The sequence below is a fragment of the Saccharothrix ecbatanensis genome, assembly GCF_014205015.1.
GTDB classification, from domain to species: domain Bacteria; phylum Actinomycetota; class Actinomycetes; order Mycobacteriales; family Pseudonocardiaceae; genus Actinosynnema; species Actinosynnema ecbatanense.
Genome location: NZ_JACHMO010000001.1, coordinates 6911516 through 6936910, shown reverse-complemented (window position 1 = coordinate 6936910; position 25395 = coordinate 6911516). Strand labels below are relative to the sequence as shown.

General features: G+C 69.6%; 29 protein-coding genes and 4 tRNA genes. 20 read left to right on the top strand and 13 right to left on the bottom strand.

What is annotated here, in order from left to right; all coding sequences use genetic code 11:
• Positions 1 to 185: 185 nt before the first annotated feature.
• A complete protein-coding gene (locus tag F4560_RS29845) occupies positions 186 to 2114 on the top strand; it encodes a sunset domain-containing protein (protein WP_184925657.1) in 1929 nt (642 codons plus the stop codon).
• 88 nt (positions 2115 to 2202) lie between these two features.
• Here the strand turns inward: F4560_RS29845 and F4560_RS29840 are convergent, their stop codons facing one another.
• From F4560_RS29840 to F4560_RS29825, 4 genes are all read right to left on the bottom strand, one after another.
• Positions 2203 to 3258 (bottom strand): 2-oxoacid:ferredoxin oxidoreductase subunit beta, encoded by a 1056-nt coding sequence (locus F4560_RS29840; protein WP_184925655.1) that lies wholly within the window; start codon positions 3256 to 3258, stop codon positions 2203 to 2205.
• Positions 3255 to 5141: a 2-oxoacid:acceptor oxidoreductase subunit alpha gene (locus F4560_RS29835; protein ID WP_184925653.1), complete on the bottom strand. Its 1887-nt coding sequence runs from the start codon at positions 5139 to 5141 to the stop codon at positions 3255 to 3257. The genes F4560_RS29840 and F4560_RS29835 overlap by 4 nt, the downstream gene beginning before the upstream one ends.
• Before the next feature lie 239 nt (positions 5142 to 5380).
• Positions 5381 to 6142, bottom strand: coding sequence for an enoyl-CoA hydratase (locus tag F4560_RS29830; protein ID WP_184925650.1), 762 nt, complete (start codon positions 6140 to 6142; stop codon positions 5381 to 5383).
• 11 nt (positions 6143 to 6153) lie between these two features.
• Positions 6154 to 6594, bottom strand: coding sequence for an Lrp/AsnC family transcriptional regulator (locus tag F4560_RS29825; RefSeq protein ID WP_184925648.1), 441 nt, complete (start codon positions 6592 to 6594; stop codon positions 6154 to 6156).
• A 75-nt stretch (positions 6595 to 6669) separates the two neighbouring features.
• On the opposite strand from F4560_RS29825, the gene ddaH reads away from it, so the two are divergent.
• Positions 6670 to 7548 carry a dimethylargininase gene (gene ddaH / locus F4560_RS29820; protein WP_184925645.1) on the top strand — a complete coding sequence of 293 codons (879 nt, stop codon included), beginning with the start codon at positions 6670 to 6672 and terminating at the stop codon, positions 7546 to 7548.
• A gap of 68 nt (positions 7549 to 7616) precedes the next feature.
• Here ddaH and F4560_RS29815 read toward each other — a convergent pair whose 3' ends face one another.
• The gene (locus F4560_RS29815; protein ID WP_184925642.1) at positions 7617 to 8186 is read right to left on the bottom strand and encodes a TIGR03086 family metal-binding protein; all 570 of its coding nucleotides are present in this window, start codon (positions 8184 to 8186) and stop codon (positions 7617 to 7619) included.
• 62 nt (positions 8187 to 8248) lie between these two features.
• On the opposite strand from F4560_RS29815, the gene F4560_RS29810 reads away from it, so the two are divergent.
• A complete protein-coding gene (locus F4560_RS29810; RefSeq protein WP_184925639.1) occupies positions 8249 to 9034 on the top strand; it encodes a helix-turn-helix domain-containing protein in 786 nt (261 codons plus the stop codon).
• An 80-nt stretch (positions 9035 to 9114) separates the two neighbouring features.
• A complete protein-coding gene (locus tag F4560_RS29805) occupies positions 9115 to 9282 on the top strand; it encodes a hypothetical protein (RefSeq protein ID WP_184925635.1) in 168 nt (55 codons plus the stop codon).
• A 21-nt stretch (positions 9283 to 9303) separates the two neighbouring features.
• Here F4560_RS29805 and F4560_RS29800 read toward each other — a convergent pair whose 3' ends face one another.
• The gene (locus F4560_RS29800; protein WP_184925632.1) at positions 9304 to 10341 is read right to left on the bottom strand and encodes a LysR family transcriptional regulator; all 1038 of its coding nucleotides are present in this window, start codon (positions 10339 to 10341) and stop codon (positions 9304 to 9306) included.
• Between the two features lie 241 nt (positions 10342 to 10582).
• Here F4560_RS29800 and F4560_RS29795 point away from each other — a divergent pair, with 241 nt between their 5' ends.
• From F4560_RS29795 to htpX, 4 genes are read left to right on the top strand one after another with little or no spacing between them, the layout of a single operon-like run.
• Positions 10583 to 11002, top strand: a complete 420-nt coding sequence (locus F4560_RS29795; RefSeq protein WP_184925629.1) for an NADH-quinone oxidoreductase subunit B — start codon at positions 10583 to 10585, stop codon at positions 11000 to 11002.
• A complete protein-coding gene (locus tag F4560_RS29790) occupies positions 10999 to 11586 on the top strand; it encodes an NADH-quinone oxidoreductase subunit C (RefSeq protein ID WP_184925625.1) in 588 nt (195 codons plus the stop codon). The genes F4560_RS29795 and F4560_RS29790 overlap by 4 nt, the downstream gene beginning before the upstream one ends.
• Positions 11579 to 12055 carry a 4Fe-4S binding protein gene (locus F4560_RS29785; protein WP_184925622.1) on the top strand — a complete coding sequence of 159 codons (477 nt, stop codon included), beginning with the start codon at positions 11579 to 11581 and terminating at the stop codon, positions 12053 to 12055. Before F4560_RS29790 ends, F4560_RS29785 begins: the two co-directional genes overlap by 8 nt.
• Before the next feature lie 21 nt (positions 12056 to 12076).
• Positions 12077 to 12940: a zinc metalloprotease HtpX gene (gene htpX, locus F4560_RS29780; protein ID WP_184925619.1), complete on the top strand. Its 864-nt coding sequence runs from the start codon at positions 12077 to 12079 to the stop codon at positions 12938 to 12940.
• Here htpX and rfbA read toward each other — a convergent pair.
• Complete coding sequence (rfbA, locus tag F4560_RS29775) at positions 12937 to 13809, bottom strand: glucose-1-phosphate thymidylyltransferase RfbA (protein WP_184925617.1); 873 nt, start codon at positions 13807 to 13809, stop codon at positions 12937 to 12939. The genes htpX and rfbA overlap by 4 nt on opposite strands.
• Complete coding sequence (locus tag F4560_RS29770; protein ID WP_184925614.1) at positions 13806 to 14297, bottom strand: YajQ family cyclic di-GMP-binding protein; 492 nt, start codon at positions 14295 to 14297, stop codon at positions 13806 to 13808. Before F4560_RS29770 ends, rfbA begins: the two co-directional genes overlap by 4 nt.
• Positions 14298 to 14420: 123 nt before the next feature.
• Between F4560_RS29770 and F4560_RS29765 the strand changes: the two genes are divergently transcribed.
• Positions 14421 to 14501, top strand: a tRNA-Tyr gene (locus tag F4560_RS29765).
• 293 nt (positions 14502 to 14794) lie between these two features.
• On the opposite strand, the gene F4560_RS29760 is transcribed toward F4560_RS29765, so the two are convergent.
• The gene (locus F4560_RS29760; RefSeq protein WP_184925611.1) at positions 14795 to 15037 is read right to left on the bottom strand and encodes a hypothetical protein; all 243 of its coding nucleotides are present in this window, start codon (positions 15035 to 15037) and stop codon (positions 14795 to 14797) included.
• Between the two features lie 269 nt (positions 15038 to 15306).
• Between F4560_RS29760 and F4560_RS29755 the strand changes: the two genes are divergently transcribed.
• The gene (locus F4560_RS29755) at positions 15307 to 15807 is read left to right on the top strand and encodes a hypothetical protein (RefSeq protein WP_184925609.1); all 501 of its coding nucleotides are present in this window, start codon (positions 15307 to 15309) and stop codon (positions 15805 to 15807) included.
• Here the strand turns inward: F4560_RS29755 and F4560_RS29750 are convergent.
• A complete protein-coding gene (locus F4560_RS29750) occupies positions 15804 to 16595 on the bottom strand; it encodes a GNAT family N-acetyltransferase (protein WP_184925606.1) in 792 nt (263 codons plus the stop codon). The genes F4560_RS29755 and F4560_RS29750 overlap by 4 nt on opposite strands.
• Positions 16596 to 16685: 90 nt before the next feature.
• On the opposite strand from F4560_RS29750, the gene F4560_RS29745 reads away from it, so the two are divergent.
• The 7 genes from F4560_RS29745 to F4560_RS29715 all read left to right on the top strand — a co-directional run bounded on the left by F4560_RS29745 (position 16686) and on the right by F4560_RS29715 (position 21185).
• Positions 16686 to 16940: a hypothetical protein gene (locus F4560_RS29745; protein ID WP_184925603.1), complete on the top strand. Its 255-nt coding sequence runs from the start codon at positions 16686 to 16688 to the stop codon at positions 16938 to 16940.
• A 175-nt stretch (positions 16941 to 17115) separates the two neighbouring features.
• Positions 17116 to 19719, top strand: a complete 2604-nt coding sequence (locus tag F4560_RS29740) for a putative bifunctional diguanylate cyclase/phosphodiesterase (RefSeq protein WP_184925600.1) — start codon at positions 17116 to 17118, stop codon at positions 19717 to 19719.
• 72 nt (positions 19720 to 19791) lie between these two features.
• Positions 19792 to 19864 (top strand) — tRNA-Thr (locus F4560_RS29735).
• A 44-nt stretch (positions 19865 to 19908) separates the two neighbouring features.
• Positions 19909 to 19981: transfer RNA gene (locus tag F4560_RS29730), tRNA-Met, on the top strand.
• Positions 19982 to 20057: 76 nt separating this feature from the next.
• Positions 20058 to 20222, top strand: a complete 165-nt coding sequence (gene rpmG, locus F4560_RS29725) for a 50S ribosomal protein L33 (RefSeq protein ID WP_015105301.1) — start codon at positions 20058 to 20060, stop codon at positions 20220 to 20222.
• Positions 20223 to 20310: 88 nt separating this feature from the next.
• On the top strand, positions 20311 to 20760 hold the full coding sequence (locus tag F4560_RS29720; protein WP_184925597.1) for a MaoC family dehydratase N-terminal domain-containing protein: 450 nt from the start codon (positions 20311 to 20313) through the stop codon (positions 20758 to 20760).
• Complete coding sequence (locus tag F4560_RS29715; protein ID WP_184925594.1) at positions 20757 to 21185, top strand: MaoC family dehydratase; 429 nt, start codon at positions 20757 to 20759, stop codon at positions 21183 to 21185. The genes F4560_RS29720 and F4560_RS29715 overlap by 4 nt, the downstream gene beginning before the upstream one ends.
• Before the next feature lie 29 nt (positions 21186 to 21214).
• Here F4560_RS29715 and F4560_RS29710 read toward each other — a convergent pair whose 3' ends face one another.
• From F4560_RS29710 to F4560_RS29700, 3 genes are all read right to left on the bottom strand, one after another.
• A complete protein-coding gene (locus F4560_RS29710) occupies positions 21215 to 21604 on the bottom strand; it encodes an MmpS family transport accessory protein (protein WP_184925590.1) in 390 nt (129 codons plus the stop codon).
• 97 nt (positions 21605 to 21701) lie between these two features.
• A complete protein-coding gene (locus tag F4560_RS29705) occupies positions 21702 to 22337 on the bottom strand; it encodes an MmpS family transport accessory protein (protein WP_184925587.1) in 636 nt (211 codons plus the stop codon).
• A 154-nt stretch (positions 22338 to 22491) separates the two neighbouring features.
• Entirely contained in the window at positions 22492 to 23733 is a 1242-nt protein-coding gene (locus F4560_RS29700; protein ID WP_184925584.1) for a pyridoxal phosphate-dependent aminotransferase, read from the bottom strand.
• A 186-nt stretch (positions 23734 to 23919) separates the two neighbouring features.
• Between F4560_RS29700 and F4560_RS29695 the strand changes: the two genes are divergently transcribed.
• From F4560_RS29695 to nusG, 3 genes are all read left to right on the top strand, one after another.
• Positions 23920 to 23992, top strand: a tRNA-Trp gene (locus tag F4560_RS29695).
• A gap of 33 nt (positions 23993 to 24025) precedes the next feature.
• Positions 24026 to 24427 (top strand): preprotein translocase subunit SecE, encoded by a 402-nt coding sequence (gene secE, locus F4560_RS29690; protein ID WP_184925582.1) that lies wholly within the window; start codon positions 24026 to 24028, stop codon positions 24425 to 24427.
• A 64-nt stretch (positions 24428 to 24491) separates the two neighbouring features.
• The gene (nusG, locus tag F4560_RS29685; protein WP_184925579.1) at positions 24492 to 25385 is read left to right on the top strand and encodes a transcription termination/antitermination protein NusG; all 894 of its coding nucleotides are present in this window, start codon (positions 24492 to 24494) and stop codon (positions 25383 to 25385) included.
• Positions 25386 to 25395: the final 10 nt, after the last annotated feature.

The following is a 25395-nucleotide window of genomic DNA, read 5'->3' as shown; positions in this document are numbered from 1 at the left end:
CGCGAGCCGTTTTGCCAGGTCAGTTGCTCCGAGTGGCCTACTATCGGACTGTGGCCGCAGGTCCGGCCGGCCCCACGCGCCGGGCTGGGCGGTCAGGGTAGTTTTGCAGCGCTTCCCCAACCGGGTGAATATCCGGAAGCGGAGCGTGTCGGGGTGTGTGACAAGCAGCAGTGGGAGGGTCTCCCGTGAGTTCGCTCTTCGGACAGGTGTGGCTGTGGAGCCTGCTGTCCTTCGTGGCAGGCGCCGCACTGACCTGGCTCGTCCTGGTGCGTCCGGCCAAGCGGGAGCTGGAAGACCTTGAGGAACGCCTCCTCACGTCGCCGCGACCCGCGTCACCGGCCGGCTCGGGCCGTTCGGTCGGGCCGACCTCCGCGCCGTCGGACGAGTTCGACAACTGGCACGTCGAGGCGTCCCGTTCGCTGGTGGACGAGGTGTTGACCCCGAACCCGGCGCGGTACGACTCCGCCGAGCACACGACGGTCGACCGCCCGAACGCCGACTACGCGAACGTAGAGCGCCCGAACGCCGACTACGCAAACGTCGACCGGCCGAACGTCGACTACGCGAACGCGGAGCACACGAGCGCCGAGCGCACGAGGTACGAGGCTTCCCTCGAAGCGCCGCGCTACGACGTGACGAACATGAAGCTCGACCAGCGCGAGGCACTGCTGGAGGAGTTGGACGACGAGCACCGGCCGCTGTCCGACTTCGAGGAGCAGCACGACTTCCCGGAGTTCGACGCCGAGCCGCCGCGCAGCCTGTTCGAGCGGCTGACGCCCGAGGAGGGCCGCGACACCCGGAACGCGCCGGAGCCGGACCGTCGGCCGCGTCAGTACGACGACGAGCCCGAGCTGCCCGTCGAGGCGACGACCGTGATGCCGGCCGTGCCCGCGGGTGCGGTCGCCGAGGTCGCACCGCCGTTGGACGAGCCGACCGCCCCACCGGAGGTCGAGGTCTTCCAGCCGCGCGAGGTGTGGCGTGAGGAGCCCGTCCAGGAGGTCTACGACGAGGACGAGCTCACCGAGGGCCACGAGGAGGAGGACGAGCCGGAACGACGGCCCTCGTCCGCCGAGGAGACGGCGCTCATCCCGGCCACCGCGCTGGCGCAGGCCATCGCCGAGGTGGACGGTCAGGTGGACGGCGAGCGGCGGCAGGACGAGCCGCAGGTCTGGCCCGAGCACGACCTGACCGGCCACTTCATGCCCGTCGACGTCGAGCCCGGCCGCGGTGGGTCCCGGCACGAGGCCCGCCACGGCGAAGGGCTGCCGGAAGAGGGACCTCGGACCGAGGTGATGAAGGCCGTGGTCGACTCCGGTCCGATGGAGTCGCGGCCCGAATTCGTGGAGCCCGCACAGCCGGAGCCGCCCCGTGCGCCCGAGCCCGCCGCCGCCGAGCCCGAGGTGGTGGCCGAGCCCGAGGTGGTCGACGAGCCGCCGTTCCAGCCCACGTTCGTGCCACCGGCGGACGTCGAGCCCCAGCCGGTCGATCCGATCGTCACCGAACCCCAGGTCGCGGAGCCGAAGAAGACCGAGCCGAAGAAGACCGAGCCCGCCCGCCCGCGCAGCCTGTTCGAGCCGCTGCCGGAGTCCGAGCACGAGCAGGAGCCGGAGCCCGACCAGCCGCGCCCGAACCGGCCACCGATCGGCGACGACCAGCCGTTCGTGCCGACGCTCTCGCCCGAACTGCTGGCCGGCAACCCCACCCCGCTGACCGCGAACGGCCTGCCGCAGCGCTCCGCCCGCCAGTCGGGCACCCCGCGCACGCCTCCGCCCCCACCGCTCGCGCCGAAGCCCGCCACTCCGCCGCCACCTGCGCGCCCTGTGCGCCCGCGTCCGGTCGGTTTCAGCCCCAGCACCGGCGGCAGGCCCGCGCCCGGCAGCACCCGCTTCCAGGGCCAGCAGGAGGGCTTCAACCCGCGCTCTCCGTTCGGCCCCGGCTCGGTGCTGCCGAAGTCCGACGGCCTGGCGCCCGCGCCCGAGTTCCAGGTGAAGGCGACCCTCACCGGCCGCCGCTACTTCACCGACGGGTCGGCGAACTTCCGCGAGACCCGCGCCGACGTCTGGTTCCGCACCACGGCGGACGCCGAGAAGGCCGGTTTCCGGCCGGCTCCGTAGGCCCCGCCACAGCTTCCCTGGGGAGGGAAAGCAAAAGGACCCCTGTTCCGCCTCCCGGAACAGGGGTCCTCTTGTCTGGAAAGGTGGCTTAGCCGGCCACGGTCCAGGTGTCCTTGCCGTGCAGCAACGCGCCGAGGTCCGCCTTCTTCGCGGCCTTGGCCTGCTCCACCTGCTCGCGCGCCGCGTCGTCGTACGTCGTCCGCGCGGTGTTGCGGAACACGCCGGTGACGGTGTGTTGGAGGTCCTGGGTGGACAGCCGGGACAGTGCGAACGACAGGTTCAGGTCGGTCGCGTCGTGCACCACGATGTCCTCGGGCGAGACGTCGGTCGTCTTCGCCACGCCCAACCCGAAGCCCTCGCGCACGACGGCGTAGTCGCCGCCGCCGAAGGTGATGGGCTGTCCGTGGACGACGTTGATGATCCGCCGTGCGGCTTCGGCTTCGTCCTTGAGGACGTCGAACGCGCCGTCGTTGAAGATGGGGCAGTTCTGGTAGATCTCGACCAACGCGGTGCCGCGGTGTTCGGCGGCTTGGCGCAGCACCTCGGTGAGCCCGACCCGGTCGGAGTCGACGGCGCGGCCGACGAACGTGGCTTCCGCGCCCAACGCCAGCGACACGGGGTTGAACGGGTGGTCCAGTGATCCGAGGGGGGTGGATTTGGTGACTTTGCCCTCTTCGGAGGTGGGCGAGTACTGGCCCTTGGTCAGCCCGTAGATCCGGTTGTTGAACAGCAGGATCTTGAGGTTGACGTTGCGGCGCAGGGTGTGGATGAGGTGGTTGCCGCCGATGGACAGCGCGTCGCCGTCGCCGGTGACGACCCACACCGACAGGTCCGGCCGGGCGACGGCGAGGCCGGTCGCGATGGCCGGGGCACGTCCGTGGATGGAGTGCATGCCGTAGGTGTTCATGTAGTACGGGAACCGGGAGGAGCAGCCGATCCCGGACACGAACACGATGTTCTCGCGTTTGAGGCCGAGGGTGGGCAGGAACGATTGCACGGCGTTGAGCACCACGTAGTCGCCGCAGCCGGGGCACCAGCGGACTTCCTGGTCGGACTTGTAGTCCTTGGCCTTCTGCGGTTCGTCCGCGGTGGGCACGCCGACCAGGCCGCCGAGGGCGGGCAGGCCCAGATCCGTCGCCGTCATTCCGACACTCCCTTGATCACGTCGGCGAGCACGTCCTGAAGCTCTTCGGCCTTGAACGGCAGGCCCTGCACCTTCGTGTAGCTGATCGCGTCGACCAGGTATTTGGCGCGCAGCAGCATGGCGAGTTGGCCGAGGTTCATCTCCGGCACCACGACCCGGTCATAGCGGCGCAGCACCTCGCCCAGATTGCGCGGGAACGGGTTGAGGTGCCGTAGGTGCGCGTGCGCGACCGGCATCCCGAGCTTGCGCACGCGGCGGGCGGCGGCGCCGATCGGCCCGTAGGAGGAGCCCCAGCCGACGACCAGCACGCGGGCGTCGCCGGTCGGGTCGTCCACCACGACGTCGGGCACCGTGATGCCGTCGACCTTGCGTTGCCGCAGGCGGACCATGTGGTCGTGGTTGGCGGGGTCGTAGGAGATGTTGCCGGTGCCGTCGGCCTTCTCCAGCCCGCCGATGCGGTGCTGCAACCCCGCCGTGCCCGGCACCGCCCACGGCCGCGCCAGCGTCTCCGGGTCGCGCAGGTAGGGCCAGAACGTGCCGTCGGGGGCGTTGGGTTCGGTGGCGAACGTCACGGTCAGGTCGGGCAGGTCGGCGACGTCGGGGATCAGCCACGGCTCGGAGCCGTTCGCGATGGCCCCGTCCGACAGCAGCAGCACCGGCGTGCGGTAGACCAGCGCGATCCGCGCGGCCTCCATGGCGGCGTCGAAGCAGTCCGACGGTGAGCGGGGGGCGACGACCGGCACCGGGGACTCGCCGTTGCGGCCGAACATGGCCTGCAGCAGGTCGGCCTGCTCGGTCTTGGTCGGCAGACCCGTGGACGGGCCGCCGCGCTGCACGTCGATGATGATCAACGGCAGTTCGGTCATCACCGCGAGCCCGATGGTCTCGGACTTCAACGCCAACCCCGGACCGGACGTCGACGTGATCCCGAGCGCGCCGCCGTAGGAGGCGCCCAGCGCGGCGCCGATGCCGGCGATCTCGTCCTCGGCCTGCAGCGTGGTGATGCCGAACTGCTTGTGCCGCGACAACTCGTGCAGGATGTCGGAGGCCGGCGTGATGGGGTAGGTGCCCAGCACCACCGGCAGCCCGGACTGCTGCCCCGCCGCGACGATCCCGTAGGCGAGCGCGGTGTTGCCGGTGATCTGCCGGTAGGTGCCCACGTTCAGCTTGGCGGGGGCGACTTCGTAGGTGACGGCGAAGGACTCGGTGGTCTCGCCGTAGTTCCAGCCCGCCCGGAACGCCAGCACGTTGGCCTCGGCGATGTCGGGCTTCTTCGCGAACTTCTCCCGCAGGAACCGCTCGGTGCCCTCGGTGGGGCGGTGGTACATCCAGGACAGCAGGCCCAGGGCGAACATGTTCTTCGCCCGTTCCGCGTCCTTCTTGCCCAGGCCGGTGTCCGCCAGGGCGCCGATGGTCAGCGTGGCCATGGCGACCTTGTGCACCTGGTAGGTCTCGGTGAGGGAGTGGTCCTCCAGCGGGTCGGCCGCGTAGCCGACCTTGGTCAGGTTCCGCTTGCTGAACTCGTCGGTGTTCACGATCAGGATCCCGCCCTTGGGCAGGTCCTCGATGTTCGCCTTCAACGCGGCCGGGTTCATCGCCACCAGCACGTCGGGCCGGTCGCCGGGAGTGAGGATGTCGTAGTCCGCGAAGTGCAGCTGGAAGCTGGACACACCCGGCAGCGTGCCCTGAGGCGCCCGGATCTCGGCCGGGAAGTTCGGCTGGGTGGCGAGGTCGTTGCCGAACGCGGCGGCCTCGGAGGTGAACCGGTCACCCGTGAGCTGCATGCCGTCACCGGAGTCCCCGGCGAACCGGATCACCACTCGGTCGAGTTTGCGGACCTCCGTGCCACTTGGCGCGGCGCCGTTACCAACATCGGTACTCATGTCCTACGCCGATCCCTTTCCTCACACCCACTCAGGGGCTGATGCCCCTCCCCCTTTGCGAGGGTAGTCGTGCCCGACAACGTGCCGGTTTCAGCTGTACCACTGTGCGGGACGCTTCCTCCCACCTGGTGCGCTTCGGTCGACTCCAGCGGCAAACAGGTGGTACTCCCGCAGTTACGCCACCGTACTCACCGGTAACCGTTACCGGAAGTTACATGTACCTGCGGTGTCTGTCCAGGTCACTCCCGGCTGCTGATCCGCGCCTTCATGGCCGCTAGCTTGGCCTGGAACTCTCGAGTCCCGATCGAGGCCACCTGTGGCGCGAGTTCGATGTCCACGGCCTGAGTGTGGTCGGCCAGCGTGGCGGTCGTGCGCATAGTCGCCTTGATGGTGCGGACCAGTTCGCGCGAAGCTTCGGCCGAAGGCCGCGCGAACTCGACCGCGGAGGCCACCAGTTCGTCGTGCCCGCCGTCGACCCGTGCCCAGGCCAAGCCGTTGGATACCGCCGTGTCGGCGCCCAAAACCTGGTTGAACAGCGTCATCGCGGTCGCGGTCTGCGGTCCCACGAGCCGTTGCAGCATCCACGTCATGCCGCCGCCGGGGTGGATGCCCAGCTGGAGGAACCGCGCGTCGAACTTCGCCTTGCCGTTCACGATCCGCACGTCGCACGCCAGCGCCAGGTTGAGGCCCGCGCCGACCGCCGCGCCGCCGACGGCCGCGATCGTCGGCAGTGTGCAATGCGCCACCGCCAGGAACCCGGCGTAGATGCGCCGCAGGCCCTCTTCACGAGCCTCGCCCAGCGCCGTCAGGTCCGCGCCCGCGCAGAACGCCGGCGGCGTGCCGGTGACGACCACCGCATGCACGTCGGCGTCTTCTTCACAGCTCTTGACCGCCGCCGCCAGTTGGTCGGAGAGGTCGACCGTGAGCGCGTTGCGGCGTTCGGGGTCGTGCACGGTGATGACCGCCACGCGGTCGGAGCGTTCCAGGAGCACTTCGGCCATGCGCGAAGACTCTAAGGGGCCTGCGGTCGGTCCAGGAGGCGGGACAGCACCACGGTGGAGACGGTCCGGTCGATGATCTCCACGGCGCGCAGCCGTTCCAGCGCGGTCTCCAGGTGGTGGATGTTCGCCGCACGCAGGTGCACGATCGCGTCCGCCGCGCCGGACACGGTGTAAGCGGCCCTGACTTCGGCCATCGACTCCAGGCGCTGCTGGATGTCGTGCGGGGTGACGTTGCCGCGGCAGTGCACCTCCACGAACGCTTCGGTGCCCCAGCCCAGCTGCTCCGGGTCCACCACGGCCGTGAAGCCGCGCAGGACCCCCGTGTCCAGCAGTTTGTCCACGCGGCGCTTCACGGCGGGGGCCGAGAGCCCGACCTCCTTGCCGATGTCGGCGTAGCTGGAGCGGGCGTTGGCCATGAGGCGCGAAATGATTCGCTGGTCGATCGTGTCCACACGCAACATAGTGCCCTAGAAGACGCAATATCGCGGCGTTGTTCGATGGTCAGATGGCCATCTACATTTCGATCCATGACCTCGGTTTCCTTCGCGGGCCCCGGTGACGAGCCGATCGTGCTCGACGTCGCCACGCCCGTCGCGCAGGTGCGTGTGCCGACCACCCGTCGGTACCTCATGTGCCCACCCGCGTACTTCACGGTGGAGTACGTGATCAACCCGTGGATGGATCCCACGGAACCGATCGACACGGCGCTGGCGATGGCGCAGTGGACGGCTTTGAAGGAGACCTACGAACGCCTCGGGCACCACGTGTCGGTGATCGACCCGCAACCCGGCCTGCCGGACATGGTCTTCTCGGCCAACTCCGGCACCGTCATCGAGGGCCGGGTCCTGGGCTCACGGTTCCGCGCGCCGCAGCGTGCCGCGGAGGCCGAGCACTTCCGGCGGTGGTTCCTGGCGAACGGCTACGGCAGGGTCGTGATGCCCGAGCGCACGAACGAGGCCGAGGGCGACTTCACCTGGACCGGCAAGTACCTGTTGGCGGGCACGGGGTTCCGCACCGACCCGCTGGCGCACTCGGAGGCGCAGGAGGCGCTGGGCGTCCCGGTCATCTCCCTGCAACTCACCGACCCGCGCTACTACCACCTGGACGTCGCCCTGTTCGTCCTGGCCGACGACCTGATCGCGTACTACCCGGAGGCGTTCTCGACGGGCAGCCGCGAAGTCCTGCGCCGACTGTTCCCCGACGCCGTGATCGCGACGGCCGAGGACGCGGCGTGCCTGGGCCTCAACGCGGTCTCCGACGGCCGGCACGTGGTCCTGCCGGTGGAGGCGACGTCCCTGGCCGACGAGGTGGCACGGCGCGGTTTCGAGCCGGTCTTCGTGGACGTCTCGGAACTCCGCAAGTCCGGTGGCGGCCCGAAGTGCTGCTCCATGGAACTGCGGGACTGATCATCCGCGTGCTGGTCGGCCCGGGTTGCGCCGGGCCGACCAGCCGCGTCAGGTGACAATCATCACGTCTACGGCGTGCGGCCGGTGAGACCGACGATCCGGTCGACCAACGGCGCGTCCGCGGGCACCGGCACCTCCGGCCCGTACAGCCCCATGTCACGCCCCATCGGCGCGGTCGCGGCCAGGTCGGTGTGCACGAACGCCAGCAGCCCGGCGTCCCAGGTCGGAGTCTGACCGGTCGCCCGCGCCAGGTCCCACGTGTGCACGACCACCTCGCTCACCACCATCGCGCCGATCACCTCGGCCGGCATCTCCTCCGGGCTGCCGACCGACGTCATGCCCGTCCACGACGACGGCTCGCCCCACGCGGACGCCACCGTCCGGAAGTAGGCGGTCAGGTCGGCGGCCCAGTCGCCGGCGGCCAGGTCGACCTCCGACTCCGACTCCGCCACCGGCGCGACCTGCTGCTTGCGCCCGGCGCCGGCCAGCGACGGACCCCAGAACAGCAGGTGGTTCACGAGCTTGCGGACGTCGAACTCGGCGCACGGCGTCGGCGCGTCCAACTGGTCGGGCTTGATGTTCTCGACGACCTCCAGCGCGGTCGTCACGGCCTGGTCGATCATCTGCTCACGGGACATGCGCCCACCCTAGGAACGACCGCCGACGGCGTATTGAACAAAGGCGACATACCCTCGCCGACGTGACCCGGGACGTGCGTGAGCTGGCCTGGCGGCGGCACCAGCGCCACGAGTTCCTCCAGCCGTCACCCGACCTGGCCGGGCTGGTGGCCCGCTACTGGGTGGTCGAGTGGCGCTACGACCGGCCGTACCGCCAGTTGATCCTGCCCTACCCGAACGTCCACCTGACGTTCCACGACGGCGTCGCACCGCCCGAGGTGCACGGCGTGTCCAGCGGGCACGTGTTCAAGGACATCGACGGCGAGGGCCGGGTCTTCGGCGTCGCCTTCCACCCCGGTGTCTTCCGCCCGTTCCTCGGCGCACCCGTTCAGTCGATCACCGACCGGTCCGTCCCCGCGACGACCGTCTTCGACCGCGTGCCCGACCAGGCGGACGTCCTCGGGGTCGAGGACATGCTCCGCCGCAACCTGCCCGAACCCGAACCGAAGGCACGGCAGGCGGCGGACATCGTGAACCTGATCATCGCCGACCCGCTGATGACGAGGGTCGACGCGCTGGCCGACGAGGTGGGCACGAGCGTCCGCCAGTTGCAGCGGCTGTTCGCCGAGCACGTCGGCGTCGGCCCGAAGTGGGTGATCCGCCGCTACCGGCTGCACGAGGTCACCCAGCGGATGGAGGCGGGCGGCCGGATCGACTGGGCGGCCCTCGCCGCGGACCTCGGATACGCGGACCAACCGCATTTCGTCCGTGATTTCACCACCATGTTCGGTGAGACCCCCACTCGGTACGCCGAGCGGTACGAGCCCCTGACCGCCGAACGCAGCGAGGGTGCCGCCCGTCACCCATAGGGTTGATCGCTCTAGCCGGCCGACCCCTGTCGGTGCTCCGATCGACGGCACTCGCTGTCGACCAAGGTAGGGAGCGCGCCATGAACGACCTGGACGCCCAGCGCCCGTCGCCCCGACCGCAGCAGGAGCAGGAGGAGCCCGTGGAACGCCAGAAGCCTGAGGTCCCGAAGCAGCTCACCGGCACGGAGTGGCTGGTGCAGCAAGCCCGACGGCGCCGCGAGGAGCGCCCGTCCGACACGGCGCGTTAGACCGGGTCGGACTGGTCCCGACTAGTCCGACACCTCACGCTGGAACGCCGCCCAGAGCAGGTTCAACGGGTGGTCGGCCGGGAACTTCGCCCGCTCCTCCTTGCGGGCGAAGACCCCGACCAACCGCTCCAGCTGCGGCTTCCGGTCGTTCTTCAGCTCGACCACGCGCAGCCCCGACCCCTCGCGCAGCTCGTTGTTCGCGGCCACCACGCCCAGGCCCGACGTGACGATCATGCAGCCCTCCACCAGCCCGGACCGCAGCAACGACATGCCGTACTGGATCTCGTCGATCTCCGCCGCGATGTCCAGCTCGTTGCGGTAGTCCGGGCCGAACCACCCGCGCAGGAACTCCGCGATCAGCCCGTCACCCGGCACCACCAGCGGCAGCTTCGGCAACTCCCCGGTGCCGACGCTGGTACCGAGCCGGGTCTCCGGCATGTTCGTCAGCAGCGCCAGCCCGCCGCGCCGCCACTCGATCACGTCGAAGTCCTCGAACCCGTTGTTGCGACCCGCGTGCGTGACCACGCTGCCGCACACGATGTCGACCTCCTTGGACTCCAGGCTCGTCCAGATGTCCTTCGTGCGGATGTGGACCACCTTCAGCTCCACGTCCCGCCGACGGAAGTCGTCCGCCACGTGGTGCCACGCCTTGGCCAGTGGGTCGAGCATGAACCGCGTCGTGCCGACGGTGAGCGTCGTGCCGAGCTTGCGCCGGCACTCGTGAATCGAATCGAGCCACTTGGTCAACGTGGTGCGCGCCAATTCGACCAACGCCTCGCCGGTCTGCGTGATCAGCACATCTTTTCCCCGACCCTGCTTGACCACCAGCGGCTCACCGCACAGCGACTTGAAGTTCCGGTTGAGCGTGTCGATCTGCTTCTGAACACTGGACTGCTCACGGCCGAGCACCCTTGCCGCGCGCAGTGCCGATCGCGTCTCGTACACCGCGATCAACGTCCTGAGCTGGTCCAACGTTGTGTCCAGCAGCAGCGGCGATGTGTGCAGGAGCCTGCTCAGCTGGTTGCCCACGGGCAGCAGCAGTTGGGCCGAGGTCGACATGCAGGGCCTCTCGGGTCGGAGCGTGATGTTCTACCGATTAGTTGTACTGAACTTGACCGCAGTTCGTGCTGAAATTATCCGAAGATCTTGTCTGCTTTCCCTGGACAGGTATACGCGATCCGTAAGAGACTTCCTTCCGCAACCAGGTGCGTGTTCACCTGGGCGCAATCAGGGGGTATTGGGGGGTTGGGGGCCCGCCGGGCAGCAGCCCGACGGGCCCCCACGTATTAACCTCACCCGAGTGACGGTTTCCACCTTGGACTGGGGCACGACGTACCGGGTCACCGTGCTCGACCTCGGCCTGGCCTGCTGCGGTGTCGAGGTGATGGCCGCGCTCGAAGGCCACCGCGCGGAGCACCTCGAAGCGCTGGGGGTCGATCCGGTGCACTCGGCGGGCGAGGCGCACGTCCTCGTGGTCTCCGGCACGGTCACCGACGTCATGTTGCCCGCGGTGATCGCGACGTACCAGGAGATGCCGGAACCGCGTTACGTGATCTCCGTCGGCGCGTGCAGCAACACCGGCGGCCCGTACTGGGACTCCTACTGCGTCACCAAGGGCATCGACCAGGCGCTGCCCGTGCACGTCGCCGTCCCCGGCTGCCCGCCACGTCCCGAGGCGCTGCTCGACGGCCTCGCCGCACTGCACCGGATGATCTCGTGAGCGCCGCGTCCGAGGCGCTCGCCGCCCGCGTCCCCGATGCCCAGGCCAAGACGGCGTTCGGCCAGACCACCGCGCACGTTCCCCTGTCCGGTTGGTCGGAGGCGGCCCGTTACGTCCACGACGACCTGGGCTGCACGCAGTTCGACTGGCTCGGCGTCGAGGACGCGGGACGTCCGGGCGCCGCCGGTCAACGCCACGCCGTGCTGCTGCACGTGATCGACCCGGCGACGAGGGACGGCGTGCTGCTGCGCACCGAACTCGGCCCGGACGACGCGCTGCCCAGCGTGGCGGCGCTCTGGGCGGGAGCGGCGTGGCACGAGCGGGAGGCCGTCGAGATGTTCGGCATCACCCTCGCCGACGGCCGGCCGGCCCACCTGCTGCTCCCGGACAGCTTCAGCGGCCACCCGTTGCGCAAGGACTTCGTGCTGGCGTCCCGCGTGGTGCGCCCGTGGCCCGGCCGGCTCGAACCGGGCGAGGACGGCACGTCGTCGCCCAGCCGCAGGCGTGCCGCGCCGCCCGGCGTGCCCGACCCGTCGTGGGGACCGCGATACGAAGGCGATCGGACGGAGGACGACCGTGGCTGACCTGCCCCCGCGGACCCGTGGCGTGATCGCGCTGCTGGAGGCCAACTGCACGGTGTGCATGATCTGCGCCCGTGAGTGCCCCGACTGGTGCATCCACATCGACTCGCACACGGAGGTGGAGGAGCAGCCGGGATCGGCCCGCCCTCGTGCCCGCAACGTGCTCGACCGGTTCGCCATCGACTACGGCCAGTGCCTGTACTGCGGCATCTGCGTGGAGGCGTGCCCGTTCGACGCCCTGCACTGGGCGCCGGACTTCTCGTACCCCGGAACGGGTGGCCTGGAGGGTGACGGCGCGGTCGCCGAACTCGTCCACGAACGCGACGTGCTGGCCACGTGGGTGTCGCACGTGCCGCCTCCGCCGCCCCTCGACGCGGGCGCCGAACCCGCGCCGGAGACCACCGCCGGCCGCCCGGCACGTCCAGGTTCCGGAACCACGCGCAGGCCGGGTGCGTTGAGGGAGGGGAAGTAGGACAGCCGGAGGCGAGACGACGTGCACAAGCACTACAACGCGCTGAAGACCGCGTTGCTGCTCGGTGCCATGAGCGGCCTGATCGTGGCGATCAGCTCGTTGTTCGGGCGAACCGCCCTGGTCATCGGCCTTGTGGTGGCGGTCGGCGTGAGTGCCTACGCGTACTTCAACTCCGACAAGCTCGCGTTGCGCGCCATGCGTGCGCGGCCCGTGTCCGAGGTCGAGCAGCCCGCGATGTACCGGATCGTCCGCGAGCTGGCCATGGCGGCCCGTCAGCCCATGCCCCGGCTCTACCTCAGCCCCACGGTCGCCCCGAACGCGTTCGCCACCGGCCGCAACCCGCGTAACGCCGCCGTGTGCTGCACCACCGGCATCCTCGAACTGCTGGACGAACGCGAGCTGCGCGCCGTGCTGGGGCACGAGCTGTCGCACGTGTACAACCGCGACATCCTCATCTCGTGCGTGGCGGGCGCGCTGGCCGGCGCCGTCAGCATGCTGGCGAACCTGGCGATCTTCGCCGGCGTCTTCGGCGCCGATGGCGACGAGGACCGGCCCAACCCGTTCGCGCTGCTGCTCATCGCCGTGCTCGGGCCCATCGCCGCGTGCATCGTGCAGATGGCCGTGAGCCGGTCCCGCGAGTACCAGGCCGACGCCTCGGGCGCCGAGCTGACCGGCGACCCGCTGGCGCTGGCCTCGGCGTTGCGGAAGATCGACTGCGGCACGCGTGCCGCGCCGTTGGCGCCCGAGCCGTCCGTGGTCGCGCAGTCGCACCTGATGATCGCCAGCCCGTTCCGGCCCGGCGAGCACCTGGCGCGGCTGTTCTCCACCCACCCGCCGATCGCGGACCGCGTGCGTCGGCTGGAGGAGTTGGCGCGCAAGCCCTAGCGGGCCTCTAGTGCGACGTTCATCACGTACTGGCCGTAGCCGGACTTCGCCAGCTTCTCGCCCAGCGCGTAGCACTGGTCCGCGGTGATGAAGCCCATCCGCAGCGCGATCTCCTCCAGGCACGCGATGCGCACGCCCTGCCGGTGCTCCAGCACCTGCACGAACTGGCCCGCCTCCAGCATCGAGTCGTGCGTGCCGGTGTCCAGCCAGGCGAAACCGCGCCCGAGGTCCACCAGCCGCGCCCGGCCTTCACGCAGGTACGCCAGGTTGACGTCGGTGATCTCCAGCTCGCCGCGCGGTGACGGCTTGAGCGACCGGGCGATGTCCACGACCGCGTTGTCGTAGAAGTACAGGCCGGTGATGGCCTTGTTCGACTTCGGCTGTGTGGGCTTCTCCTCGATGCTGACGAGGAAGCCGTCCGCGTCGATCTCGCCCACGCCGTAGCGCTCAGGGTCCTTCACCGGGTAGCCGAACAGCACGCAGCCGTCGAGCGTGGCGACGTTGTGCTGGAGGACCTTGGAGAAGCCGTGGCCGTAGAAGATGTTGTCGCCGAGGACCAGCGACACGTCATCCTCGCCGACGAAGTCCGCGCCGATGACGAACGCCTCGGCCAGGCCGTTCGGCTGAGCCTGCTCGGCGTACTCGATGCTCAGGCCGAACTGCGAGCCGTCGCCGAGCAGCCGGCGGAACAGCGGCAGGTCGATCGGCGTCGAGATGAGCAGGATCTCCCGCACACCGGCGAGCATCAGCACCGACAGCGGGTAGTACACCATCGGCTTGTCGTACACCGGCAGCAACTGCTTCGACACCGCTTGGGTAATCGGGTGCAGACGCGTGCCGCTGCCACCGGCGAGGACGATGCCCTTCACCGGTAGTTGGTGAACTGGAGCGCGATACCGAAGTCGGAACTCTTGAGCAGGGAGATGACGTCCTGCAAGTGGTCCTTCTTCTTGCCGGAGATGCGCAGCTGGTCGCCCTGGATCTGCGCCTGCACGCCCTTGGGCGCCTCGTCGCGGACCTTCTTCGCGATCTCCTTGGCCTTCTCGCTGGTGATGCCCTGGACCAGGGTGCCGGTCACCTTGAACACCTTGCCGGAGAGGGCCGGGTCGCCGATCTCGAAGGCCTTCATCGAGATGCTGCGCTTGACCAGCTTCTCCTGGAAGACGTCGATCGCGGCGCGGCAGCGCTCCTCGGTCTCGGACTGGAAGGTGATGGCCTCTTCACCCGCCCAGGCCACCGAGGTCTCCGTGCCGCGGAAGTCGAACCGCGTGCTCAGCTCCTTGGCGGCCTGGTTGAGCGCGTTGTCGACTTCCTGGCGGTCGACCTTGCTCACCACGTCGAACGACGGATCTGCCACGTGCCCGGTACCTCCGCGTCTGTGGGTCTTGAACCGTCCGGAAGCCTACCGGGGTATCCCGGTTGCGCACGGCCCCACGGGCTTATGTATTGTCTCCACCGCACCCGGCACCACCGGGCGCGGGGCGGGTTGCCCGAGCGGCCAATGGGAGCGGACTGTAAATCCGTCGCGCAAGCTACAGAGGTTCGAATCCTCTACCCGCCACGTGAAACCGAAACCCCTGCTCGCAGAATGCGCGAGCAGGGGTTTCGCGTTGTGTCCTCTGGGGGTGCGACCCCCAGGCCCCGCTCGGAGGGCGCTGCCCCCGGACCCCCGTTCCCGGGTGGTCGACTTCCGGGGTCCGCAGCGGCCAATGCCGACTTATCGGGCGTGAGCCTCTCCGTGTGACGCGGGCTACCTGGCACTGATGTAGGTGAGGCCGGCGCGCAAGCGCTTCCTCTCGCTTGCGTGCCAGCCTCGCGATGCAGCATAACCCATATCGAACGCATGTTCGAGAGCTAAGCGATCGCTGCTCTTCCCTCGTCGGTCAGCTCGGCGTCCGCCCGCTCGTCCAGGCGCACCACCCGACGCGCCCTCAACAGCCCCGCGTGCACCAGGTCGTGCGAGACCATCTGGTCGCAGCACGGCAACCCGTCCACGTAGAGGTCCGGCTCACGTCCCCCCGACAGCTCACCCCTACCAGCGGCAACGGCGCGGAGCATGGCTTTCGCCCGGCCGGACAGCTCCCTCACAACAGTCATGGCGACCCCCTCGCCCGTCCTTCCCATTACTGCTTCCTTGTCCTGTAGGAGGTCTCGACCTGCCCTTCGAGTACCCCGCCGAGACGAGTTCACCCGGGTGGACGAGGCCCTTCCCACTCTGCCTCGCGGAGCCGTTCGGACCACGACGCCACGCCGACCGGTTGCTCTGTTCGGCCCAACCGAACTACCCGCGACCGGTCGGCGCTCGGATCGACCCGTCGCCGCCGATCGGTCGGGACGCCACCGGCACAGCGCCGAGACTGCACGGCATGAGCGAAATCCTGATCGCCGTCACCGCCCTGGCGACCGGCGTCGCCCTCGGCCTGGTCGTCCGCTTCACGGGACGGCGTCGCTCGTCCGACCACACCCGCCGAACGACACCGAACGCGCGTGAACTCCTCCGCGCCACCGACGACCTGGAGTACGGCCTGAACACCGTGCTGAACTTCGGTCCCCTGTCACTGTCCGAACTCGCCACGGTCGACCTGCCCGCGAAGCTCGACCGGGTCGCCGCGACCGGCGAGGTGGCCAAGGCCGTCCTCACCACGCTCAAGACCCACACCGAGAAGATCGCCCTGCACCCCTACCCCGAACAGCGCGACCTGCTCACCGCGGTCCGAGAGGACGAGGCCGCGGTGTGGTTGGCGTTGCGTGACGCGATCGGCAGCGGCGCGGCGCAGCGACTGGCGGCCACGGAGGCACGGCGCGTGCTGGACGAGATCCGTCTGCGGCACGAGGACAAGGCGGAGAAGGAACTCGCCCCGGTCTAACGCGCCGGTCGGCGTTGCCAGGTCGTCCACAACGGCCGGTACCCGTGCGAGTACCAGAACGGCGTGGACAACGGGTTGGGCAGGGCGTGGTGCAGCAGCGTCACGCCGATGCCCGCCTCGTCCAGCAGGTCGTGCGCGTGGTCGGCCAGCGCCGCGCCGATCCCGCCGCCACGCGCGTCCTCCCGCACCCCCAGCAGCCCGAGGTACGCCACCGGCCGCACGGACGTCCGCCCGGCGATCCAGTCCGAGTGCCCCGGCAGGTCGTAGTACAGGAACCCGACAACCTCGCCCTCGCTCTCCGCCAGCCACGCGCACGGCTCCGAACGCCCGAGCACCTCGGTGATGTGCTCGCGCAACCGTTCCGGGGTCGACGGCCGCGTGGTGACCATGCCGAACCGGCTGTCGTACCGCGTGGTCTCCACGTTCAGCTCCACGGCGGCGTCCAGGTCGTCGTGCGTCAACGGCCGGATCTTCACCGTCGAACCGCCGTCGTGCCCACGTCCGGGCAGCCGCGCGGCGGTCACCAGGAGCGGCGAGAACCCGTGCCGGACCAACGTGTCCGCGGCGTCGACCGCACGACTGGGCACGGTCACCAGCGCGGCCGTGTCGTGATCACCGGTGCCGGTCAACGCCCAGTGGCGCAGCTGCTCGTCCAGGTCGGCGTCGGGGTGCCACTTCAAGGCGTGCGTCCGCAACGCGCCCCAGGTCGCGCTCAGGGAGTCCTCGGACAGTTCGGAGAACGAGTACGGGTCGTCCACGGGCGGGAAGGCGGGCAGCAACGAGTCCACGTCCTGAAGCTAACCCGAGCGGCAAACGCCTCGCAGACCCGCGCCGTTCGCCCGGACCTCGACCCGCCGGCCGCTCTGCCCGTCTCTGATGTGATCTTCACCGCACCCGGAGGCCTCCCCGAACCGGACGCGGCGAGCCGCCGATTCGGACTCCCGGAGGGTCTCGTAACCGGTTTCGCCCACAGCGCGCCCGCCTCGTGGGGAGCACCGGGGCTCGCCCGCGCCGACCTGCCGGCGGAGCGGGCGCCGAGCCGCGGCGCGCTGGTCCGGACCACCCTCGACCAAGATCGGCCGGGCCTCGCCGGACCGGCCATGACGGTGATCAGGGGCCGACTGATCGTGTGAGCCGTTCTGTTACTTCTAGTGGCAATCCGCTACTCGACCTGCCATTTCATCCCCCGACCGGGGTACATTGGCACCCTTGGAGGGGTCCTGGTCGGTGTTCGGGACCCCTCAGTCACGCTCGGAGCCCGTAGGCCGCGACCCGGCCCACCGCGACGACGGCCGACGAGGAGGCTGGATGTCCGACCACGCGTCGGCCACGGCGCCCAATGCGCCGACCCGGTCCACGAACCGCGCTTTCAGCGTGTTCGCGGGCCTGCTCCTGGTCGCTGGCGTCCTGACCGCCATCGCCGTCGGCCTGTGGCTGCCCGACACCTCCCCGGACGTCGACCGGCTGTGGACGACCGGTCCGCTCCTCGTCATCGGCTTCCTGCTCGCCGAGCAGTTGGCGATCAACGTCGACGTGCGCAGCGGAGTGGCCTGGACCATCTCGTTCACCGAGATCCCGCTCGTGCTCGGCCTGCTGGTGGCGCCGTTCGAGATCGTGCTCGCCGCGCACGTCGTCGCGGGCGTCGGCACCCTCCTCGGCCGCCGCGTGCTGGATCGCGCCGTCTACAACGCGGGCCTGATGTTCATGGAGATCTCGGTGGCCTTCGCGGTCGCCGAGTGGATCAAGCGGCTGATGGGCTCGGAAGGGCCGTTCTGGGCGGGCGCGTTCGTGGGCACCATCGCCGTGCCGCTGCTCGCCAGCGTGCTCGGCCTGACCGCGTTGCGGATCATGGGCAAGGGCATGCGGGTCGCGCCGAGCCTGCGCCTGGTGCTCCAGACCCTCGTGGTCGCCCTCCTGAACACGTCCGCGGGTCTGGCCGGCTACGAGATCGCCGACAAGGCGCCGTGGGGCGGCCTGCTGATCGGCCTGGTCTTCCTCGGCATCACCGCCATCTACCTCGCCTACTCCGGTCTCCTGCGCGAGCAGCGCGACCTGGAGGCGCTGAGCGAGGTCTCGCTGCGGGTGGCCCGCTCCGGCAGGCACGCCACCGGACCACGCGGCACCGCCCCGGACGACGACGAGGGCAGCGAGAACGACGAGTGGCAGCTCATCGCCGAACGCATCCGCGAGCAGCTGAACGCGAACCGGGTCGTGCTGCGCCTGCGCACCGATCCCCAGGCGCCGATGCGGACGCTCGTCGCGGGTGAGCCGCTGTCGCCCGGAATGCGACGCGACGACCCGCGCGTGCTGCGCGAGGACGCGATGCTCCAACTGCCCGGCAACTCGGTGCGCTACTACCGCATCGTGGACGCGGGCGAAGAGGTCTCCGAGGCGCTGACCCGCCGTGACGCGCAGGAAGCGCTGGTCGTGCCGCTGCGCGGGGCCACCCAGCTGCTCGGCGCGGTCGAGGTGCACGACCGGCTCAGCCGGTGGCGCGGCTTCGGCAAGGCCGACATCCAGCTCCTGCGCACGCTCGCGAGCCACCTCTCCACCGCCGTGGACAACCGGCGGCTGCTCGCCCGGCTGCGCCACGACGCCTACCACGACCCGTTGACCGGCCTGCTCAACCGGCCCGGCTTCCGCGAGGCCGCGAACGAGCCGATGCGCGAGGCCGACACCGCCGTCGTGGTCCGGATCGACCTCGACGTGCTGTCCACCGTCTCCGACGCGCTCGGCCAGGCGTGGAGCAACCGGATGGTGGTCGCCGCCGGACGACGGCTGCGCGACGAGCTGGGGCCCGAGGTGCCGCTGGCCCGGCTGGAGGGCGGCGCGTTCGCCGCGCTGCTGCTGGACCGGCAGGCCGAGCGCATCCAGGAGATCGCCGAACGCCTGCGCGCCGCGCTGTCCGTGCCGTACCCGGTCGACCGGCTCACCGTCGAAGCCGGCGCGGTCGTCGGCTGGGCCACCACAGCGGACTGCGAGGTCGAGGAACCGGACCCGGACGCGCTGCTCCAACGCGCCGACGTGGCGGTGCGGGCGACCACCGAGAACGAGCCGCTGCGCCAGTACGCGCCCAGCATGGGCCAGATCTTCCTGCGCCGCTTCCAGCTGGTCACCCAGTTCCGGTCGGCGCTGGAGAACGGCCAGGTCTCCGTGCACTACCAGCCGAAGGTCGCGCTGCCGAGCCGCCAGGTCGTCGGCGCGGAGGCGCTGGTGCGCTGGAAGCACCCCGAGTTCGGCCGCGTCGACCCGGACGAGTTCGTGCCCGCCGTCGAGGCCACCGGCCTGATCGACGTGCTGACCGACTTCGTCATGGACAAGGCGTTGGCCAGGGTGCGCCGCTGGATCGACCGCGGGCTGCGGATGTCCATCGCCGTGAACCTGTCCGTGCGGACGCTGGCCGACGAGGAGTTCCCGGACCGGGTGGCCGCCGCGCTGGCGCGGCACGAGGTGCCGCCGGAGCTGCTGACGTTCGAGCTGACGGAGTCCGGCGTGATGGCCGACCCGGAGCGCGCGCTACCGGTGCTGCGGCGGCTGCACGCGATGGGCGTCGTGCTGGCCGTGGACGACTTCGGCACCGGCTACTCGTCGCTGGCCTACCTGCGCCAGCTGCCGGTGGACGAGGTGAAGATCGACAAGAGCTTCGTGCTCGGCATGGGCACCGATCTGGGCGACATGGCGGTGGTCCGCTCGATCGTGGAGCTGGGCCACTCGCTGGGGCTCATCGTGGTCGCCGAGGGCGTCGAGGACGACGCGGCACGGGACCAGCTCGTCGGCATGGGCTGCGACGTGGCGCAGGGCTACCTGATCTCCCGGCCGCTGTCGGAGGACCGGTTCGAGGCTTGGCTGCGGGCGCGCACAGTCCAGGTCCGGGGCGCCCGCGATGAGACGGTGCTCACGTTGGTCCACTGAGGGGGCACCCCGATTTCCTTCTCGTGGAGGGCCTGTTGTAGAGTTCTCCTCGCTGCAAGAGCGCAACAGCAAGCCCCTTTAGCTCAGTCGGCAGAGCGTCTCCATGGTAAGGAGAAGGTCTACGGTTCGATTCCGTAAAGGGGCTCGACAACTGGCCGCGGTGCTCAAGCATCGCGGCTGCGTTGTCTCAGCGGTGTAGCTCAGTTGGTAGAGCAAGCGGCTCATAATCGCTGTGTCGCCGGTTCAAGTCCGGCCACCGCTACTCAGCAGGATCCCCGCCAGGCGGTAAGCCCGCACTGGGGAATCGGGGCAAGCGAGCTCTAGAAAGGCAAGGACCCGTGGCTGCAACCGACGTACGCCCCAAGATCACCCTCGCGTGCGAGGAGTGCAAGCACCGGAACTACATCACCAGGAAGAACCGGCGCAACGACCCGGACCGCCTGGAGATCAAGAAGTTCTGCCCGAACTGCAAGACCCACCGCGCTCACAAGGAAACCCGCTGAGCCGGTAGTCGCACTTCACGACGAGGCCCGTCCCGGAAACCGGGGCGGGCCTCGTCGCATGTCGACCGCCGCGTATAACCTGCTTCGCGTGCCACTCGACCAGTCGTTCGCCGGACGTTCGTACCCGCCGTCGCCGCCCTACGAGGTCGGCCGCGAGAAGATCCGCGAGTTCGCGGACGCGGTCGGCGAGACGAGCCCGGTGCACCGCGACCCCGAAGCCGCCCGCGCGGCCGGGCACAAGGACGTCATCGCGCCGCCCACGTTCGCCGTCGTGCTGTCGATGAAGGTCAACGACCTGCTGATCGACGACCCGGAACTGGGTCTCGACTACAGCCGCGTGGTGCACGGCGACCAGTCGTTCGTCCACCACCGCCCGATCACGGCCGGCGACCGGCTGCGGGTGGAGCTGCACGTGGACGGCGTCACGGCCCGGATGGGCAACGACATGCTGGCGCTGCGCGCCGAGATCACCACCGAGGACGGCGAGCCGGTGACCACCGCGAAGTCGACGCTGGTGGTCCGGGGGGAGAACGCGTGATCACCGCATCGGAAGTCTCCGTCGGCGACGAGCTGCCGCCGCTGTCGGTCCGCGTGACCCGCGCCGACCTGATCCGGTACGCGGGCGCGTCCGGCGACTTCAACCCGATCCACTGGAACGAGCGGTTCGCCCGCGAGGTCGGACTGCCGGGCGTGATCGCGCACGGGATGCTCACCATGGGCCTGGCCGGTCGGATCGTCACCGAGTGGGCGGGCGACCCGGGCGCCGTCGTGGAGTACGGCGTGCGGTTCAGCAGGCCCGTACCGGTGCCTGACGACGACGAGGGCGCGTTGGTCGAGGTGACCGCGAAGGTGACCAAGGTCCTGGAGGACGGGACGTTCAAGGTCGTCGTGACGGCTTCGTTCGAGGGGAAGTCCGTGCTCGGCGGCGCGTCGGCCCGTGTCCGGCTGCCCCAGGGCCTCTAAAGCGCCTCTGGAAGCTCTGGAAGCGCCCTCTAGAAGCCGCACAGGGCCCTGGTGTGGGCGTCGGTGGCGGTGGCCGAACGCCGCACGACGTCGGCCACGCTCACCTCGCACGCCACGTTCCCGCCGTCCGGCCCGATGGTGACCGTCAGAACGCCGTGATCGGGCTCTTCGGGGGCGATGATCTCCAGTCGCCAGGGGAGCCCGGTCAGCTCTTCCTGGCGCGTCTCGTCGCCCTGGAAGGTCGAATAGGTGACGGTGGCCCGCGTCGCCGTGCCGCTGACCTGGTAGACGACCCGGACCGGCTGATCCGGGGAGTCGGTCAGCAGGACGAGTGCGAGCGCGCCCAGCACGAGCACCACCGAGGCCGTGATCACCGGCCACCTGCGGCCCGGACGCTCGTGTGGGTCGGGCTCCGTCATGCGTTGCGCTCCTCGGGTGAATGTCCATGCGACTGGAAGGACCATCGGTCTAGTTCTACCGAGGGTTACTCGCATCACCCAAAGGAGCTACGCAGCGTCAGAAGTTCGAGCAACTCGCCAGCGCGTGCGGACCGGTGCCGGTCGCGGTCTTCTTCTCCACGCCGTCCACGGTGATCTTGCACGTCACGGTGCCGCCCTCGGCGCCGGTCATGACCGTCAGCGTCCCGCCGCTGAAGAGGCCCTTGACGGTGAACTCCTTGGTCCACGGGAACGTCGTGACGGCCTCGTCGTTGGTGGACGACCCGCTGTCGCTGAACGTGGAGTAGCTGACCGTCGCGCCCGGCGCGTCACCGGTGATCTCGTAGACCAGCACGACCTCCTTGTTGGCCTGCGCCTCCAAGTCCTCGATCGCCTCCGTGGCGTCGGAGGCGGCCTTGGTGAAGACCGCCGCCCACAGGATGCAGACCACGAGGCCCACCGCGGAGAGCGCGATGCCCGCGATGGCGAGGCCCTTGTTGTTCGCGCGGCCCTTGGTGGCCTTGGACAGGCCCACCAAGCCGAAGACGAGGCCGAGGATCACGAGCGGCCACGCGATCACGCCGATGATCGGGATGAAGCTGAAGAGCAGGCCCAGCAGACCCAGCACGAACCCGGCGGTGCCGAGGCCGTTCTCGGGCGCCGGCGGCGGTGCGGGCTGCTGGTGTTGCATCATCGGCTGCTGGGGGTAGGACATGGATTCTCCTGTCGAGGACGGCTCGGGGAGCGAGCCGGACCTCCGATCCATCGTGGAGCCATTCCAGTCATTACCCGCCGTGATCGAACTGTGTCCGAATACGACGAAAGGCACCCCGAATGGGTGCCTTTCGTAACGTTCTGTCGGTCAGGTGTTACTCGACTTCGGCCAGCAGCTCGGCCATCCGGGTCACGCCGGTCTTCAGGTCGTCGTCGCCCAAAGCGTAGGACAGCCGCAGGTAGCCGGGCGTGCCGAACGCCTCACCGGGCACCACGGCGACCTCGACGTGCTCCAGGATCAGCGCCGCGAGCTGCACCGTGTCGGTGATCTCGACGCCGCGCAGCTTCTTGCCGATCAACGCCTTCACCGACGGGTACACGTAGAACGCGCCCTTCGGGGTCGGGCACTCCACGCCGGGGATCGCGGACAGCATGTCGACGATCGTGCGCCGCCGGCGGTCGAACGCCACGCGCATCTCGTGCGCCGCGTCCAGCGGCCCGGACACGGCCTCCAGGGCGGCACGCTGCGACACGTTCGCCACGTTCGAGGTCAGGTGGGACTGGAGGTTCGCGGCGGCCTTCACCACGTCCGCCGGGCCGATCATCCAGCCGACCCGCCAGCCCGTCATCGCGTACGTCTTCGCCACGCCGTTGAGCACGATCGTCCGGTCCGCCATCGCGGGCACGGCCACCGGCAGCGACACCGACTCGGCGCCGTCGTACACCAGGTGCTCGTAGATCTCGTCGGTGATCACCCACAGCCCGTGCTCCAGCGCCCACTCGCCGATCGCGGTGATCTGCTCGCGGGGGTAGACCGAGCCGGTCGGGTTCGACGGCGAGCACAGCAGCAGCACCTTGGTCTTCGGGGTGCGCGCCGCCTCCAGCTGCTCCACCGTGACCAGGTAGTCGGTCGACTCGTCCGCGGTGACCTGCACCGGCACGCCGCCCGCGAGCGTGATCGCCTCGGGGTAGGTGGTCCAGTACGGCGCCGGGAGCAGGATCTCGTCGCCCGGGTCCACGATCGTCGCGAACGCCTGGTAGACCGCCTGCTTGCCGCCGTTGGTGATCAGCACCTGGGCGGCGGTCACGTCGTAGCCCGAGTCGCGCTTGGTCTTGGCGGCCACGGCCTCGCGCAGCTCCGGCAGTCCGCCTGCGGGCGTGTAGCGGTGGTTGCGCGGGTCCGCGCACGCGGCCTGAGCTGCGGCTACGATGGTGTCAGGGGTCGGGAAGTCCGGTTCGCCCGCGCCGAAGCCGATCACCGGTCGGCCCGCGGCCTTGAGCGCCTTCGCCTTCGCGTCTACCGCGAGGGTGGCGGACTCGGCGATGCCGGCGATCCGCTGCGAGACGCGAGGGTGCTCGGAGGTACTGGTTCCGGTGGTCGTTTCAGGCGTGCCCATGGCCCCAATCGTGGCAGACCGCACAACCGACTTGGACTCCGGCACCCCCTCTGACCGGGGCAGTTGGAAGGACGGCCCCTTGGTGCCGTATGCTTCCGGTCTTGGAACGTCCAGTCGCTGCCTCACGGGCCACGTGAGGAGGCTGCGGGGCGTCTCCAGCCAGGGGGTTCTGGTCCAGAACCTCAAAGGGGCGTAGCTCAACTGGCAGAGCAGCGGTCTCCAAAACCGCAGGTTGCAGGTTCAAGTCCTGTCGCCCCTGCGTCGAAGCGCGATGGTTGAAGCGGAGGACGGCATGAGCGAGGGCCGCGAGCAGGACCAGCCGGACGAGCGCGAGAGCGCGTCCCGGCCGGTTACCGCCGCAGCGCGGCGTGAGCGCCGCGGCTCCGCGCGACCGGCGGGCCGCAAGGACGCCGAGGCGAAGAAGGCGGCTGAGGCCGACTCCGACGCCGAGGAGGCCAAGAAGGGTCGTCCCACGCGCTCGCGGACGGATTCGGAGAAGCGGGTCGGTTTCTTCGCCCGCATCATCCGGTACGTCCGCGAGGTGGTCAGCGAGCTGCGGAAGGTCATCTGGCCGACCCGCAAGCAGATGATCACCTACACCGGAGTTGTGTTGGTCTTCGTGGCCTTCATGGTGGCGTTTGTGTTCGGCCTTGATACGGCCTTCGCTTGGGGCATGTTCAGGGTGTTCGGCTGAGCCGAACACCCGCCGCCCCGGGTGGCGGCGGACATGTGATGCATGAGAGGAAGCGAGACCCACAGTGACCTCCGACAACGGCGGCGTTGACGCCCAGGAGCTGAACGACCTGACCGACGAGCAGGACTTCGACGGTGGTGTCGAGGACGTCGAGCAGGCGGAGGCGACGGAGGACACCAAGGAGTCCGCCCCCGTCGAGCCCGAGTCCGGCGGTGACGTCGAGTCGGGCGGCGATGTCGAGTCCGGTGGCGATGTCGAGTCGGGCGGTGACGTCGAGTCCGGTGGCGATGTCGAGTCCGGTGGCGATGTCGAATCCGGCGGTGACGTCGAGGCCGTCGACATCGACGCCGAGCCCGCGGACCCCGCCGAGGAGATGCGCGAAGCACTGCGGCGCGCGCCCGGCGACTGGTACGTCGTGCACTCGTACGCAGGCTACGAGAACAAGGTCAAGACGAACCTCGAAACGCGCATCCAGACGCTCGACATGGAGGACTACATCTTCCAGGTCGAGGTGCCGACCGAGGAAGTCACCGAGATCAAGAACGGCCAGCGCAAGCAGGTGCAGCGCAAGGTGCTGCCCGGCTACATCCTGGTCCGCATGGAGCTCAACGACGCGTCGTGGAGCGCGGTGCGCAACACGCCGGGCGTGACGGGTTTCGTCGGCGCGACGTCGAAGCCGTCGCCGCTGACCATCGACGACGTGCTGAAGTTCCTGTTGCCGCAGGTCGAGCCGAAGCCCGCCGCAGGCAAGAAGAGCGCCACGAGCACCGCGAAGTCGACCGTCGAGGTGGACTTCGAGGTCGGCGAGTCGGTCACCGTCATGGACGGCCCGTTCGCCACGCTGCCCGCGACGATCAGCGAGGTCAACGCGGACGGCCAGAAGCTGAAGGTGCTGGTGTCGATCTTCGGCCGCGAGACCCCGGTCGAGCTGTCGTTCAGCCAGGTCTCCAAGATCTAGCCAGGACAAC